At 32.5% G+C, this 16,649-nt stretch carries 12 protein-coding genes and 1 pseudogene; 7 read left to right on the top strand and 6 right to left on the bottom strand.

What is annotated here, in order from left to right; genetic code table 11:
• The 5 genes from nadA to ABY905_RS06280 form a co-directional block, all read left to right on the top strand.
• Positions 1 to 922: quinolinate synthase NadA (gene nadA, locus ABY905_RS06300; protein WP_372641680.1), on the top strand; the 922-nt coding region annotated here is incomplete at its 5' end.
• Between the two features lie 163 nt (positions 923 to 1,085).
• Positions 1,086 to 1,901 (top strand): mechanosensitive ion channel family protein, encoded by an 816-nt coding sequence (locus ABY905_RS06295; RefSeq protein WP_372641678.1) that lies wholly within the window; start codon positions 1,086 to 1,088, stop codon positions 1,899 to 1,901.
• A gap of 158 nt (positions 1,902 to 2,059) precedes the next feature.
• Positions 2,060 to 4,234, top strand: a complete 2,175-nt coding sequence (locus ABY905_RS06290; protein WP_372641676.1) for a tetratricopeptide repeat protein — start codon at positions 2,060 to 2,062, stop codon at positions 4,232 to 4,234.
• A 65-nt stretch (positions 4,235 to 4,299) separates the two neighbouring features.
• Positions 4,300 to 5,598, top strand: a complete 1,299-nt coding sequence (locus ABY905_RS06285) for a cobyrinate a,c-diamide synthase (RefSeq protein ID WP_372641674.1) — start codon at positions 4,300 to 4,302, stop codon at positions 5,596 to 5,598.
• A gap of 33 nt (positions 5,599 to 5,631) precedes the next feature.
• Positions 5,632 to 6,237 (top strand): flavin reductase family protein, encoded by a 606-nt coding sequence (locus tag ABY905_RS06280; RefSeq protein WP_372641672.1) that lies wholly within the window; start codon positions 5,632 to 5,634, stop codon positions 6,235 to 6,237.
• A 26-nt stretch (positions 6,238 to 6,263) separates the two neighbouring features.
• On the opposite strand, the gene ABY905_RS06275 is transcribed toward ABY905_RS06280, so the two are convergent.
• From ABY905_RS06275 to ABY905_RS06255, 5 genes are all read right to left on the bottom strand, one after another.
• Complete coding sequence (locus ABY905_RS06275; RefSeq protein ID WP_372641670.1) at positions 6,264 to 7,280, bottom strand: sensor histidine kinase; 1,017 nt, start codon at positions 7,278 to 7,280, stop codon at positions 6,264 to 6,266.
• 7 nt (positions 7,281 to 7,287) lie between these two features.
• Positions 7,288 to 9,612, bottom strand: coding sequence for an ABC transporter substrate binding protein (locus ABY905_RS06270; protein WP_372641668.1), 2,325 nt, complete (start codon positions 9,610 to 9,612; stop codon positions 7,288 to 7,290).
• 240 nt (positions 9,613 to 9,852) lie between these two features.
• Positions 9,853 to 10,314 carry a DUF4293 domain-containing protein gene (locus ABY905_RS06265; protein WP_372641666.1) on the bottom strand — a complete coding sequence of 154 codons (462 nt, stop codon included), beginning with the start codon at positions 10,312 to 10,314 and terminating at the stop codon, positions 9,853 to 9,855.
• A gap of 156 nt (positions 10,315 to 10,470) precedes the next feature.
• On the bottom strand, positions 10,471 to 12,897 hold the full coding sequence (locus ABY905_RS06260) for a DUF5916 domain-containing protein (protein ID WP_372641664.1): 2,427 nt from the start codon (positions 12,895 to 12,897) through the stop codon (positions 10,471 to 10,473).
• A 223-nt stretch (positions 12,898 to 13,120) separates the two neighbouring features.
• The gene (locus ABY905_RS06255) at positions 13,121 to 13,933 is read right to left on the bottom strand and encodes a prohibitin family protein (protein ID WP_372641662.1); all 813 of its coding nucleotides are present in this window, start codon (positions 13,931 to 13,933) and stop codon (positions 13,121 to 13,123) included.
• Between the two features lie 440 nt (positions 13,934 to 14,373).
• On the opposite strand from ABY905_RS06255, the gene ABY905_RS06250 reads away from it, so the two are divergent.
• Entirely contained in the window at positions 14,374 to 15,249 is an 876-nt protein-coding gene (locus ABY905_RS06250; protein WP_372641660.1) for a nucleoside phosphorylase, read from the top strand.
• Between the two features lie 131 nt (positions 15,250 to 15,380).
• Entirely contained in the window at positions 15,381 to 16,253 is an 873-nt protein-coding gene (locus tag ABY905_RS06245) for a transglutaminase family protein (protein WP_372641658.1), read from the top strand.
• A 66-nt stretch (positions 16,254 to 16,319) separates the two neighbouring features.
• Here the strand turns inward: ABY905_RS06245 and ABY905_RS06240 are convergent.
• Positions 16,320 to 16,649, bottom strand: a pseudogene (locus tag ABY905_RS06240) (ribonuclease Y); the annotation flags it as partial.

Raw genomic sequence — 16,649 nt, 5'->3', positions numbered from 1 at the left:
TGCAATGAGAGACAAAGTCTTAAAATTAGCAAAAGAAAAAAATGCTATCATACTAGCACATTACTACCAGACACCTGACATTCAAGATATAGCCGATTTTAAAGGCGATAGTTTAGCATTAGCTCAATATGCTGCGGAGACAAAAGCAGATATCATTTTATTTGCAGGCGTTCATTTTATGGGCGAAACAGCAAAAATATTAAACCCTACGCGTAAGGTTTTAATTCCTGATATGAATGCTGGTTGTTCTCTTGCCGAATCGTGCCCAGGTGAAGATTTCGCCAAATTTAAAGCCAAATATCCTGATCACATTGTTATCTCCTATATCAATTGCTCAGCTGAAATTAAAACGCTCTCTGATGTGATATGCACCTCTGGGAATGCTGTTCAAATTGTTGAATCTTATCCTAAGGATCAGAAAATCATATTTGCTCCCGATAAAAACTTAGGCAGATATGTCAACGAGGTAACTGGAAGAGAGATGATTCTTTGGGATGGATCATGCGAAGTACATGATATTCTATCTGCTGAAAAAATTATGCAGATGAAAATTGAGAATCCAGATGCAACGCTTATAGCGCATCCTGAATGTCCTCAACCAGTTCTTATTCTAGCAGACTTTGTTGGCTCTACAACAGCCATGTTAAACTACACTAAGAATTCAGATTCTAAGCAATTTATTGTTGCTACGGAAACAGGTATCCTTCACCAAATGAAGAAGGACTCACCTGATAAGGAATTCCTAATCGTTCCTGCCGACGAATCGTGTTCCTGCAACGATTGTGCTTATATGAAACTAAACACCATGGAAAAGATTTACTTGGCTTTAAAAAATGAGCAACCTGAAATCATTCTTCCTGATGATATCATAAATAAAGCAAAGGCTCCGCTTTTGAGAATGCTTGAATTATCGATCAAATAAATTGAATTTACAATTCTTGAAACAAGTCATAATCCATTCACATAGATAAATTGGATGTTATTCAAATCATTCATAAAATATTTGACAATAAAATTTAAAGGACGTAATTTTAGTATTCATTTTATAAAATGAATTCAATTACACCATTTATACCATATTAATTATGAATACAGAGAAAATTTTAGATCAATTGATTCAAGTTGGAGTTGAATATGGTCCTAAATTAATTGGAGCAATAGTCGTTCTGATTATAGGGGGTTGGGTAATTAAAGTACTAACCCGATCAATAGGCAAGTTGATGGACAAAAGTAAGATGGACGAATCCCTAAAACCATTTTTAAAGGGACTTGTTGGCATGTTACTTAAAGCGCTTCTATTCATAAGTGTATTAGGAATGGTTGGTGTTGAGATGACTTCCTTTATTGCCATTCTTGCCGCTGCTGGTTTGGCCATAGGCATGGCTCTTTCTGGTACTCTGCAGAATTTTGCTGGTGGCGTTATGATCCTAATATTTAAGCCATTTAAAATTGGTGATTTCATTGATGCACAAGGCTATTTAGGTGTTGTAAAAGAAATTCAGATTTTTAATACAATCATTACGACTCCTGATAACAAAACAATTATCATCCCTAATGGAGGGTTATCGAACTCTTCGATGACAAATTATTCTACTGAAGAAAAGAGAAGAGTTGATTGGACAATAGGCATTGCTTATGGCGACGATGTTGATAAGGCAAGAGCAGTTATCAAGCGTTTATGTGACGAAGATTCAAGAATCCACAAAGATCCTGAGGTTTTTATTGCAGTTTCTGAATTAGCTGATAGCTCAGTTAACTTTGCAGTTAGAGCTTGGGTAAAAGCTCCTGACTATTGGGGTGTTTTCTTCGCTTTAAATGAGAACGTTTATAAGACATTTGGTAAAGAAGGACTTAATATTCCTTTCCCACAAATGGATGTGCATGTTCACAAAAACAATTAATCCTAAGCTTATTAATTTGCAAATCTGTATTTGATTCAAGTTAGTAAGTCTTAAAAGATATAAAGCCTAGAGATAAAAGATCTCTAGGCTTTTTTAGGTCTAAGATATTTGTGTATTTTTAAAAATTCAATCTATCCATACTTTTCTATTTCTAATCTATGCGCTATCTACTCATTATTTGTATTTTCTTCAATACTAGCCTTAAATCTCAAAATATTGATAGCCTAAAATCGTTATTATATTCATCCAAAAAAATCGAGAAAGTAAAGCTTTTAAACCAAATTGCTGAACGCTATTCTTTTTCTTCAAATGATAGTACTAAGCTTTTTGCTAACAAGGCCCTACATCTTGCATTCAAAGAAGATAATCAAAAGGAAACTATTAAGTCTTATAATATTCTGGGGCAGTTCTTTTATAAGAAAAACAAAACCGATAGTGCTCTGTATTATTATTACAAATCATTTGATTATTGTCTTGATAAAAATCTAAAACACTTGATTGGTGATAGCCAGAATGGCATTGGTCTTATCCTTATAGAACAACAAAAATATTCAGAGGCTATAGAGATTTTTGAAAATGCACTTATTATAGCAAAAGAAGTTAATGATCAACTTCTACAGGCTTTTATCTACAACAATTTGGGCCTCATTCAGCTTAAAATATCCAATTATCCCAAAGCTTTAGAGTTTAACATTAAAGCCATAGAACTTTTAGAGAGGATTGGTAAAGAGGATATGACTTATTCTTCACTTAATAATATTGCTTACATCTATCTTAGGAACAAAAACTATTCAGAAGCTATTAAGGCCATTCAAAAATCGTTGAAAATTTCATCCAAGTTAAATGACATTCAAAATATTTTAGTAGCAGAACTACAACTTGGAAATGCTTATAATCTAACCCAGCAAAAAGATAGTTCTCTTTATTACTATTCCAAAGCATTGGAACGTGCTGAGAAGATTGGCAACACTAAATATATAGGAATGGCACATAGGCAGATAGGTCTTATATACGATCAGAAATCAGAATTTAAGGAAGCCCTTTTTCATTACAATAAATCATATGAAAATTCCAAGATTCAGAAATACATTAATGGTGAAGCTGTTGCCCTTGTAAGTATGGCAATGTGTAATCTAAAAACAGCCAATCCCCGCAAGGCTTTAACTCTATCTTTACAGGCTAACGAATTGATAAAAGGGACAGAACATAAATCAACCGAAAACACCGTTTATGAAACACTAGCAAAGGTTTATAAAGCTAACAACAAACTTGATTCTGCATACAAGTACTTATCACTTCATCATGAGATTGAAAGAAGTATATATACAGATAAAAAAGCTCGCGAATTATCAAAACTAGAAACACAATATGACACCAAGAATAAAATTAAAGAAAATCAACTTCTTAAGACAAAAAACCAAGTCCAGGAATTAAGAATTTCAAGTCAGAAGTATACTCTCAATTATATGATCATATTTTCAATCTTGATTGGTTTATTGCTCTTTTTTGCAATCTGGCAGTATCGAAAACAAAAGTTATTATCCATTGCCTTAGTCTCTAAAAACAAGAAAATAAATCTCCAAAAACAAGAACTTGATTTATTGATTAATAAATTAAACAACACGGTATCACAACTTAAAGAAGTAAATGCGACCAAGGATAAATTCTTCTCAATTATTGCACATGATCTATTGAATCCTTTCCATGTTCTTTTAGGCTTTTCTAATATTCTTAAGCTTCAGTTTGATGAAATGGATGATAAGGAAAAAAAACTTATGATTTCTGATTTATCAGAAACTGCAATTTCAACATTTACACTTTTAGACAACTTACTTGAATGGTCTCGCTCACAGAAAGGTTTGATTGAAATAAAACCAACAGAGTTTTTCATCATCAACTTAATTGAATCTGCTGTGAATACTTATAAGCTTAATGCAAAAACCAAGAATATAGAACTTAAAGTTGATTGTAATCCTAGTCAATTTGTAAATGCTGATGAACCAACATTAAATATTTGTCTTTGCAACCTTATCAATAACGCAATAAAATTTACGCCTGAAAATGGAACGATTAACACCAGCGTTCAACAAAACAATGATATATTAAGACTAACAATTAGTGACTCTGGTATTGGTATGAATAAGGAAACTCAAGATAAGCTCTTCAGAATTGATGAAAGTTTTAGTACAAGAGGTACTAATGAAGAAAAAGGCTCAGGTTTAGGCTTAATTCTGGTAAAAGAACTTGTAGAAAAAAATCAAGGTCGTATTTTTGTGGAGAGTGAGTTGGGAAAAGGCAGTCATTTTATTATTGAACTTCCCAACAAGCAATAAATAGACTTTTCTATTTCAATCAGACATCTCTCTAAAATATATTTTAATACTCTTAAGTTTAGCATATGCTACCCCAATTTTTAATTGCAGCTCCCTCAAGCGGTTCTGGGAAAACAACAATTACACAAGGTTTACTTCGTAGTTTACGCAATAAAGGTTTCTCAGTTCAAGCTTTTAAATGCGGACCTGATTATATAGATACCAAACATCATGAATGGGCATCAGGAAATGTTTCAATCAATCTGGATACTTTCATGAGCAGCCCAGAACATGTGACAGATATATATTCAAAATACAGTTCAAAGGCGGATGCTACAGTCGTTGAAGGTGTAATGGGGCTTTTTGATGGAGCAAACAGAATGGAAGGTAGTTCAGCTGAGATCGCTGAATTATTAGATATTCCAATTATTTTGGTCATTAATGCAAAAGCGACAGCTTACTCTGTAGCTCCTTTGCTTTATGGCTACAAGCACTTCTATCCAAAAATTAAAATTGCAGGAGCGATTTTCAACTTCGTCAACAGTGAATCTCATTATCAGTTTATGAAAGATGCCTGCGAAGATGTTGGCGTTGAAGCTTTGGGATATGTGCCAAGAAATGAAAATATCAATTTACCCGAGCGGCATTTAGGACTACAAATATCAGCTGAAGATAATTATGAGGATACCATAAATGCGATGGCTTCACACCTTGAGAAAACCGTTGATATTGATCGCTTACTGGAAATATGTAATTCTAAGCGTCCAGAATACAAGGCAGAATCAATTAAAACTAAGCCAAAATTAAGAATTGGTGTTGCAAAAGATGAAGCTTTTAATTTCACTTATCATGAAAACCTAAGAGCTCTATCACAAATTGGTGAAATAAGTTACTTCTCTCCAATAAGTGACAACACTTTGCCTGATGTCGATTTCATATATCTTGCGGGTGGGTATCCTGAATTGTATTTAGAGGAACTATCCCAAAATATAAGTATGAGGAGAGCTATACAGGATTTTGCTACATCTGGAGGGAAAATACTTGCTGAGTGTGGTGGCATGATGTACCTCTCAAAAAATATTATTGACAAGGCTGGCAAGCTATATCCTATGGTTGGTTTTCTAGACCAGAATGCAAGCATGAAAAACATGAAACTAAAACTTGGATACCGAAAGATAAAATTAGAAGCAGAAACACTATTCGGCCACGAATTTCATTATTCTCATTTGGTTGATTCAAAAGAAAAAACCAAAGATATAGAAGTATATTCTGCTCGGGCTAAACGGTTAGATACGCAAGTTATAAGGAAGAATAATGTGCTGGCCTCTTATATCCATTTTTATTGGGGTGAAAAGAATATCTACACGACATTTTGGGACAAATAATTATAATCAAATAGACAAAACAATTCAATAATCATGGGAAAACAAAATTGGAAACCTGGAACAATGGTCTATCCATTGCCTGCTGTAATGGTTAGCTGTGGTGCTAGTAAGGAAGATTATAATATTATAACAATAGCTTGGACAGGCACTATTTGTACTGATCCAGCTATGTGTTATATCTCAATTCGTCCCAATCGCCACTCATATGATATTATTAAAAAGCATGGTGAATTTGTCATTAATCTCACAACTAAAGATTTAGCTTACGCAACCGATTGGTGTGGTGTAAAATCAGGTAGAGACTTCAATAAGTTTGAAGAAATGAACTTAACCCCTGGAAAATCAAAGGAAATAAAAGCCCCAATTATTGAAGAATCCCCCCTTTCTATTGAATGTAAACTGAAACAAATTGTAGAACTTGGCTCGCACGATATGTTTATAGCTGAAGTTGTTAATGTGCAAGCTGATGAAAAATATATCGATCCGGAAAGTGGTCAATTTAGACTAGACAAAGCACAACCTATTGCTTATTCTCATGGACATTACTATGAATTGGGTAAACTTATTGGTCGCTTTGGGCATTCAGTTATGAAGAAAAAAACTAAGAAAAAGCTAGCTATTAAAAATTCAAATAAATAAAACATATCGAGTTGCTGTCACAAAATCTAACAAACAACTATTTTTTGTGACACAACTTCATCTTTACTAATAAACTTAGGTAAATCGAGCGATATATAGGTGCCTTTCCCTAGTTCAGATTCTATGGTCACTTCGCCATTTAACAAGACAGATAATTCTTTACACAAGGTCAGACCAATTCCTAATCCACCATAAGATTTAGCTGTTGCCATATCTGACTGAATAAAAGGCTTCAACACACTTAAAATTTTACATTTTTCTATTCCAATACCAGTATCTCTAACATAGATAGAAACAAAATCATTCTTCTCTTCGTAACCCAATTCGATAGAACCTTCCAAAGTAAACTTAATTGCATTACTTAGGAAATGCGTAATGATTTGTTTTACTCTAAATCGATCTGAGTTTACTAAGTAAGAGTTGTTATTTGGTAAATTCAATTCAAAACTCAAGTTCTTATTACTATTCATCTCGAGTTCGAATCTATAGATCGGATATAACTCGTGCAATAAATTAACAACACAAAATTCCTTATTATCAACCTGTGTTAAATTTGATTCTAACTTAGAAATTTCAATTAATTCGTTAAGAACTGCTAATAACTGATTACTACCTTCATTAATATAATCGATATACTCTTCCTTTTCATGATATTCTATTCTTGGACTTTTAAGAAGTTCCGAGAATCCCAAAATAGAATTTAATGGCGTACGTAGTTCATGAGATATATTTGATAGAAAAGCCGATTTAAGTCTATCCGACTCCTGTGATTTGAGAATAGCGTCATTCAATTCTTTTTTCAATTGAACCTCTTTCTTTCTATCAGCCTTAATTAAGCTATGAATTAAAATACCCGTAATAATAACAAAAAACCACCCCTTATAGGTTTGTATTTGAGTTAGAAAATCGACATCAAAATTTAATAACAACAAAATCTTATCAGAAGCGATAATCCATAAAGCACCAAAAAAAACAAAAATAGCTGTTACCCTATTTTCAATATTTAATCCACTAAAATTAATCCTTTTAAGAAAATCCTTCATATCAATTTTAAGCTTTTAAAGGCAAGTCAAAATAGACACTTGTCCCAATGTTTAATTGACTTTCAACACGTATAGTCCCCTTATTTTTCTCTACAAGATCTTTTACAATAATAAGACCTAAACCCGTACCAGTTTCCTTATTTGTTCCTTCTTGTTGAATTTTCTTATCGATATTAAACAGATATTGAATATCATTTTCATTTATACCAATACCATTATCATGAACAAGAACTTCGACCTTACTATTTTTTACTTCAGCAGAAATTTCAACGAGTCCACCTTTATGAGTAAATTTAATAGCATTATTAATTAGGTTCAAAACTACAGTTTTAATCATATTTTCATCACCAAATGCTTTTAAATTTACAGGAATAATATTATTCACTTGAATTTCCTTTGCTTTTGCAACGTTTATAAGTGTTTGCAAAACAGAATCAGCAATCTTATTTAATTCAAGTATCTCCGGATTCCATGAAACACCTCCAATTTGAATACGTCCCCATCTTAATAGGTTATCCAGCAAATCATTCATATCCTGAGCTGATTCATAACAATTACCCATGAACAAGGTTCTTTCTTCATCTGAAAAAATCTCTGGATTTTTGGTGATAATCTCCAAAAGGCCCAATACTGATGATAAAGGCCCCTTTAAGTCATGAGCTATAATTGAAAAAAACTGATCTTTAGTTTCATTGGATTCTTTCAGTTCAACAGTTTTTTTCTCCAAACTAGCTCTATTTTCAACTATTTCACTAACATCATCAATCACCCAAATATTGGCATTCTCAATATGAGAATAAAGCATCTCACTAATATATATTTTAGTCCAAAGAACACTTTCATCTACTCTTTTCAGTGGGATTTCATTTCGGATAAGGGCCTTACTACCTTGTAATTTCTGATATTCATTCATAAGAATATCATAATTATTTTTACTCAAAAAAGTAGACATAATATTTCCCCCTAAGAGTTCTCCTTTATCGCATCCAAGAATTTCAGATATTCGATTATTTTGATCTATTATCTTCCCTTCTCCGTCAGTCACAACAATACCAACTAATGAATTATTCAAAATAGCTTTCAGACGTAGATAAGCGAGTTTCGTTAACTCTTCCTGTTTTGTAATCTCAACATTCTTTCTATTCAGGGTATCATTTACCTCAAGGAGTTCTCGAGATCGTTCTTCAACTTTTTGATCTAACTCCAGGTTGCGTTCTTCTAAGAGCTTTTTTTGTCTGTACTTTTGAACTGAATAAACAATTAATAACAGAATGACAACCAAACCTATGCGCAGTGTATTTTTGAATAATATAATATTCTTCTCAAAAAATGTTTTTTCTCTATTTATTAGGATTGATCCCTCAGGCAAATAATTTTCATCAATATCATATTTAGATAAAATCGATTGATCGAACTTAATAATTACGGCAGATTTTTCAAATACTGGAATAATATTAGCATTTGCGCCTTTTACAATTGAAAGAGCTAATTTTCCAGCAAGTTTCCCTTGCATATATCCACTTGTAATATAACCTCCAACAATACCTTTACCTAAATAAAAGTCATAAGAACCATAAATGGGTACCGAACTAGCCTTGCTAACTTTACCGATAACATCGTTAAAAGAATAATAGTCTCCATCAGCATCCATCGTAAAGGGAGCTAGATATATCATCCATTCGTTAGATAAACTTTTAACTTTATCTTGAATAGCCTTCATATTACTATTATCAGAATACTCAATATACATGTTTTTCTCAAGTTTTGGTAAGGCATTCATGATAATTGCCTTATTTGCCAAACCCGTTACTGTTCTATCATTTATAACTAAAATCTTTCTTTCTGGATGCAACTTGTGCATAAGCATTAAGGTAGAATCAATTGCTACATACTCAGATATACCTGTTACCTGGCTTTCACCCTTTAGTAATTCTGGTTTATAATTATTGATTCCACAAAAAATGATTGGGATATCTTTAAAAAATCGCGATCTATTTTTTATCACAAAATTCAAAGCGTTATTATCAGACACAATAATAGCATCGCAAGTTACCTTAGAGCATAGCAGTTTATATTTTTGCTCAAAAGACTCAATAAATATCGGGTCAACAAATCGTTTCGAATCTAAATATTCGTAAAAAGCTTCAATCTCATTTTCCAGAGGAGTTAATACAGACTCAATACCACTCGAGATACTATCTGTCCATACAAAACTCTGATGATAGGAATGTATAACCAAAATATGTTTTTTATCCTTACTTGAGGCAGTCATACCAAAAGTTGAAAAGAAAAAAGCAAATACTAGAAATAAACTTAAAAATAAATAGCGCATATTGGAGGATTTTTCAAATAACTGAAACCTATTCTTATAATCATATAATTTACAAATAAATAATGTTATTTACTGCATAAAACATCGCTCCACTTGTATAAATAGGTGATATTTAGCATTTTTATTATATTCCCTCAATCATATAGTTCAGTATTTGACAAAAAAAAGCCTACACAAGTGCAGGCTTTCCATAAACATTCAATCAAAATGAAGTTAAATTATCACTTTAACTTTTAAGTCTTATCGAATTCTATCCATTGAACGAATCATTGCCTCATCTCTACCAATATTTCGAATTGCCAGGTAAGATAAAACAATACTTACAAGTGGAAAAGCATTAATGATACTGTAGTTAGCAATAGCTTGCATCGATTCTAGTTGTGAATTAACATTGTAATAAACTAAACCAACCATTCCCAACAAACAAAAAATATTGAAAACTGTTAATCGAATCTGACGCATACGTTTTTTGTATGAAAAAATAGTCACCAAAACATTTAATACAATTACGGCTAATAAAATAGCAACCGGATAGGCTTTAAAAAGCATAGGTTCGCCTTCAGTTAATGAAGGAATTCCTCGGTATATAAATGAATAAGAATTATTTACTGAGTCGATTAATTCTGCCAAAGGGAAAAAGAACATCAATGTCATTAGGATTAAAACGCCTAATAGGAATAAAGTTTGAATTCTTTGAATCATAGTTTTATTAAAATTGAAAATTAATATTTTAGGATTTTTCTTTAGAAAAGTATTTCCGAACACAAATTTAATCTTAAAAATAAGAGCAGCAAATTTTCATCTACTACTCTTACTCGTCAACTTACAAACTATAAAATTATTATCTAGCCTTTATTCTCAACTCTTCTTTTTTAAAGACATGTAGTCGATATAATATAAAAGTTTTACAGATAAAGAATTGAATCTCGTTGCATCAAATGTATTTTTCAGGTTGTTTATAAAACGATGTGCTATTTTATCATCTTCACTAGATATGGAATTCTTCCAAACTAAGGCCAATTCACTTCCAGGAGCAAATCGCCACGAGTATACCATGTCGATATTAAAACTATTAAAGTTTATATCATGATTATCAGAATAAGAAGTTTCCTCAAGGCGACCATTTCCCAAGAGTTTACCAAAACTTTTGTATTCAGCCTTAGCCCAATAATGACGTGCTCTAAAACTAAGAGACATCTTGTTGTTAAAAATATAATTCGCCGTCAATCTATTCTCCAAATAAGCTGTATTCCTTCTTCCAATATATACATTAGTTAGTCCACCAATTTCTTCATCATTCACATAGCCCATATCATCCAACTGTCTATTCCAATTCAACCTGTATTGCATCGTAAACTTATCGCTGAAACGATATCGGGGTCTTAATGATAAAGAAAAGACAATTAAATTATCAGTAGAAAAACGTTTCCCATATTCCAATTCAACATCAAAAGCGAACTCTTTTCTGTAATCTGAAGAAAACCAGAGTCCTAAAAATGCAGACGACCCTTTCCTAAGTTTCATCCCATCAACTCTAGGCTCAAAAAAATCGTATTGATGCATAGGTCGAACGTTTCCAAAAACACCAATTGAATTATAGGATTTGAATTTAAATCTTGAATTGTAGTAAATAGTAAAACGTGAAAAACGAGCTGGATCATACTGTGTTTCATGACTAATAGTCAGATTATTATGCTGAGCCAGCAAAATTCCTTTAGGCTTATAGATATGATATCCAAGACCAAAATTATTTTTGATGATGTTATTCCGATTCAAAAAACCAAAATCATTTGGGTTATAGTCCTCAGAAATCATTTCATTGTAATAATTCCAATTGAATTGCCCGCTAATTTTCCCTAAAGATAGTTGATGATAATGCCCAATTTCATCACTTACATTTTTTTCGTAACGTTGGGACACCATCCCTTTGCCCTTAATTTGATGGCTTCGAGATTTATTTTTAAACAGAAATTCAGTACCACTTACATTTGCCACATAATCTTCTTTAGGCACATTAACATTGGTATTAAAAACAGAAACATAAGATTCGTTCTTTAAACTCTGATCCAATACCAGCATGTTATAGTTCGTAAATGCCTGAGTCTTAAATTTACGCTTTGAGCCTGTAATCGTATCTTTTATGTCAGCATAAGTATTACGAATCATAGAATTCAAAAAGCCAATTCCTAATCCCTTACTTGTTCTTCCTGATATTTTGGTTGAATTTAAGATTTTAGCTTCTACAGGATTCTCATAGAGAACTTCATTCTCTTCAAGCTGATCCTCTACATCATATCTGTATTTGGGAGATGCTCCTATCCTTTTCGAATAAAAAATGCCACCTCTATTAAAGAGTTCTGTTGCTTCAGTAAAAAATTGTCTTTTCTCATCAAACTTAGTTTCGTAAGGAGAAAGGTTTAAGATTTGATCATCTGATTGGACCTGTCCAAAATCAGGAATCAACATCATATCTAGAGTAAAACTCTCATTAATACCATACTTCAAATCAAGACCTCCCCGATAATTCGTCTCAAATGATGAATTTTCAGACGATTTATCGACATAAACAGAAAAATAGGGGGAAAAAGAAAGACGCGTAGGAGGTTTAATATTCTCGATTCCTTTCAGTATACCTGATTGGTTAACCCAACCAGATTCTTCTTTGTCAATAAAATTCCAACTTACTTTTTCCTTTTCGCGTTGTATATTACGAATAATATTGATTCCCCATTCCTGTACATCTTTTTTAGGAAAACGAAGAGCTGAATAAGGAATCTCAAATTCGACACTCCAACCCTCTTTTCCAATATAAGCACCACTTTCCCAGACACCATCCCAATTATTATCTTCTCTATCTTTAACAACTTTAGCATCAATTTGCACTCCCATAGGAGTCACAATAAATTCAAAGGCATCTAAACCATTATTAAATGGGTCTATTAGTAGAAGAATGAAATCACTATTATTCAAGTCGTCTCGTTTGCTTAGCTCCTTCAGAATCTTATCAGGCTGATCATCAAACATCATAATGCCTACTATAAGAGAATTGTTAGTATAAATAAACTTAGCTTCTGTTCTAAAATTTGAGGGCGTTCCATTATCAGGATCCAATTGAACGAAGTCATTAGCAACAGGAATATCTTTCCAAATTGCATCATCTAAAACCCCATCAATTTTAGGAGACTGTTTAACACGTTTTGCGTGAACTTCTTTTTTTGAAAAGGCTTGGGTAGGTTGGTAGAAAGCAAACAACATGGCAAGTGCCAAGAGTAAGTGTTTAATCATAGTGGGTATCGTTTTCTTTGGTTATTCTAAGTCAATCTTTACTATCACTTATCGTACCAATACACACACAAACCTAACTATCAAGCCATATGATAATTCGAACCCCAAAAGAAGTGAACGCTTATAGAACAATTGATGTTCGAAAACGAACATCAATTTTGATGAATAAAAAAAAAGGCTGTTTCTTACGAAACAGCCTCGAACAAATATTTTGTTTAAAGAATTAGTTATTACCCAAAATAAGAGGCATACCTTCTTTTCCACTACCAATAACAACTACTTTTGAATTAGGTGATTTCGACAGTTCAATAGTTGCTTCAATTCCACGCATCTTCAAAAGAGCTGTAGTCAAACTACTATTAATAATCTTATTTGCTTTTGCTTCACCTTCGGCAGCAATACGCTTTCTTTCAGCCTCACTCTTCTCACGATCAAGCTTAAACCTATAAGCTAAAGCTTCTTGCTCTTGCTGTAATTTACTTTCAATAGCTTTCTTAATTTTTTCAGGCAAGTTAATCGAACGAATCAATAAGGCCTTCATTTGAATATTATTCCTCTTAAGAATTAAAGATGTTTCAGTAATAATAGCATCTTCGACTTCTTTTCTTTGAGTAGAATAAATTTCCTCTGCAGTATAACGTCCAGCTACTTGACGAACCGAAGAACGTACCTCTGGAACAACTAACTGATTGATATAATTCTTTCCAAAAATTTCATGTAAATAGCCAATTTTAGTATAGGTTGGATTAAAACGAACAGATACATCAATATTTACAGACAATCCACTCTTATCCAATACATCCATAGTCTCTTCACTTTTCTGCTCCTTAACATCATATACATGTAAATCATTCCAGGGAGCAATTACGTGAAAACCAGGCATAAAAACATTCTCTTTATCCAATCCCGTTGAGAATTTACGAAAAATAATTCCACGCTCACCAGGCTGAAGCGTTTTAAACATACTCGATCCTGACATAACAAGAATCAGTGCAAAAGCTGCAACTACGATTAAGAAATACGGTTTTTGTTTCATTTTTTGAAGTTTAATGCCCAATCAATTAGATATCACTTTAGTTTAAGAACAACTAAAATCAACATTATTGTATGGGCTTTAGAGTCATTATAATTTTCATTAATAGAAAGGTAAATATAGCATAATATATCCATAGATGGAATAAGAAATCATTTTAATCATTGTCTCTTTTTTTCATATATATGATATTCTCATTCTCCGAATGATTGATTTATTTGTATATTTGAGGACTCGATGGGAAAATAGAAAAGTTATACTTCTCATATCTACTCAACTTTCGAGTTCTATAAATTACTCCAAACAACCATAATAAAGTATTGTTAATCTGCAATTAACAGTTTGCCTCTTTTTTCTACTTCTTATTTACAAATAGTATTTGTTGATATTGTAAAATACTTGAAGCTATCTGAACTATTGCAATTCAAAATTTTAAAAAACATATGGAACCTATTAAATCATCAGAACTAATTATTAATCCAGACGGAAGTATTTTTCACTTGCATTTGAGACCTGAGCATCTTGCTGATACAGTTATTCTTGTAGGAGATCCTGGACGTGTAGAATTAGTAGCAAGTTTTTTCGACGAAGTTGAATTAACCATTTCGAATCGTGAATTTGTAACTAAAACAGGTAGCTATAAGGGAAAACGCTTCTCTGTATTATCAACAGGTATTGGTACTGATAATATCGACATTGTTGTTAACGAATTGGATGCTTTAGTCAATATCGATTTGGAGACACGCCTTCCTAAAAAAGAGCACAAATCTCTAACTCTTGTTCGTATCGGAACTTCTGGTTCATTGCAAGGAAATATTCCTGTAGATTCATTTCTTTTATCTAAGAAATCAATTGGTTTCGATGGTATGTTAAATTTCTACGCAGGTAGAGATGACGTGTCAGATCTTGAATTTGAGAAAGCATTTAAAGAAGGTGTGAATTGGAATCCAAAATTGGCTTCACCATACTTTGTTTCTTCATCTGAAAAAGTTATCAATCTACTTGATGGTGATGATATGATTCAAGGAATTACAATATCTGCAAATGGTTTTTATGGACCTCAAGGTAGAGTTCTTCGTTTGAATACTTTAGATATGGATTTGAATGATAAAATTGAAGCCTTTGAATATAAAGGGCAGAAAATTACCAACTACGAAATGGAAAGTTCAGCAATTGCCGGATTAGCAGCTCTATTAGGACACGAAGCAGCAACTGTTTGTGCAATTATTGCAAATCGTGTAAACAAAGACGCAAGCAAGGATTACAAGCCTGTTATAAAAAAACTAATCTTAACTGTACTTGATAGATTGAGTAAATAACCCAAAATATCAAGATTGAGAATTTGTCTTTAGCTTAAGACTTTGAGATCAAAAAGCTCTGAAACCCACAAGAATTGTTCTTCTTAGTGGGTTTTATTATATTTAAGAAAGAACAGGTCTCAAAAATAAATATGAACAAAGAGAAAGTACGTGCTCTAATCTCACTCCTAGATGATTCGGACCCAACTGTTTACATCAACATCAGTAACGAATTATCTAAGCTATCGGCCTCATATATTCCATATTTGGAAGATATCTGGCTAGAGTCTGACGACCCTCTATTTCAAGAGCGTTTAGAAGAAATTATCGATGAGATTCATCACAATTCAATTATTAAGGAGCTAATAAATTGGAAACACTCTCCAAAACAAAATCTAATTGATGGCGCCATTCTAATAAATAGAAGTGTCAGTTACCATCTCTCTACCAACAATGTAAAAACAATAATTAATAAGATTGTTGATGAAATTAAACCTGAGGTTAAGGAGCTAGATAGCCATCTGGATAAAATCAAGATTCTAAACCATTTTCTTTATTTCATTCACAATTATATGGTTTTATCTCCCAAAGAAGAAACGAATTGGGGAGGAAATATTAGTACTGTTCTCGCTCAAAAAAAAGGTAATTACATTATTACAAGTATTATTTATGCAGGGATTGCCCAAGCTTTAAAACTACCAGTTAATGGCATTCAACTTCCTAATAGCATACTGCTATCTTGTGAAAGTTCTATAATCGATCCTGCATCAAAAACATCAAAACGAAATTACTTCTACATCAATCCTATTGATAATGGTGCTGTACTTTCGACTATACAACTGGAACATGTTATCAAATTCAAAAAACTGAATAATCTTCCTCAGTATTATAAACCTTGTACTAATCTTGATCTGATCAAACTACTCATTCAAAACCAGATATTCTGCTATGGTCGACAGAGTAATTATAAATATGTTGAAATTCTAAAAAAACTTTTGAATGTACTACTTCAAAAAAAGAATTGAATAAATTATATAAAAAAAAAATCTCCAACTCATATGAGTTGGAGATTTTTAATATAAAACAATTATCTATTTTGCGTAGTTTATAGCTCTAGTCTCACGAATTACTGTGATCTTCACTTGACCAGGATAAGTCATCTCATCTTGAATTTTCTGAGCAATATCCAACGATAAAACTTCAGCTTCCTTATCAGAGATCTTATCGCTACCTACAATCACTCTTAATTCTCTACCAGCCTGAATAGCATATGTTTTCAGAACACCTGGATGTGAAAGAGCTAAGTTTTCAAGATCTTTAAGACGCTTAATATAAGACTCAACAATCTCACGACGAGCGCCTGGACGGGCTCCTGAAATCGCATCACATGCCTGAATAATTGGAGCAATTAGAGTCGTCAT

Origin of the sequence: Ancylomarina sp. (assembly GCF_041555295.1) — a bacterium.
Taxonomy (GTDB): domain Bacteria; phylum Bacteroidota; class Bacteroidia; order Bacteroidales; family Marinifilaceae; genus Ancylomarina.
The sequence above is the reverse complement of the archived record's forward strand: the minus strand, read 5'-3'. Positions and strand labels throughout refer to the sequence as shown.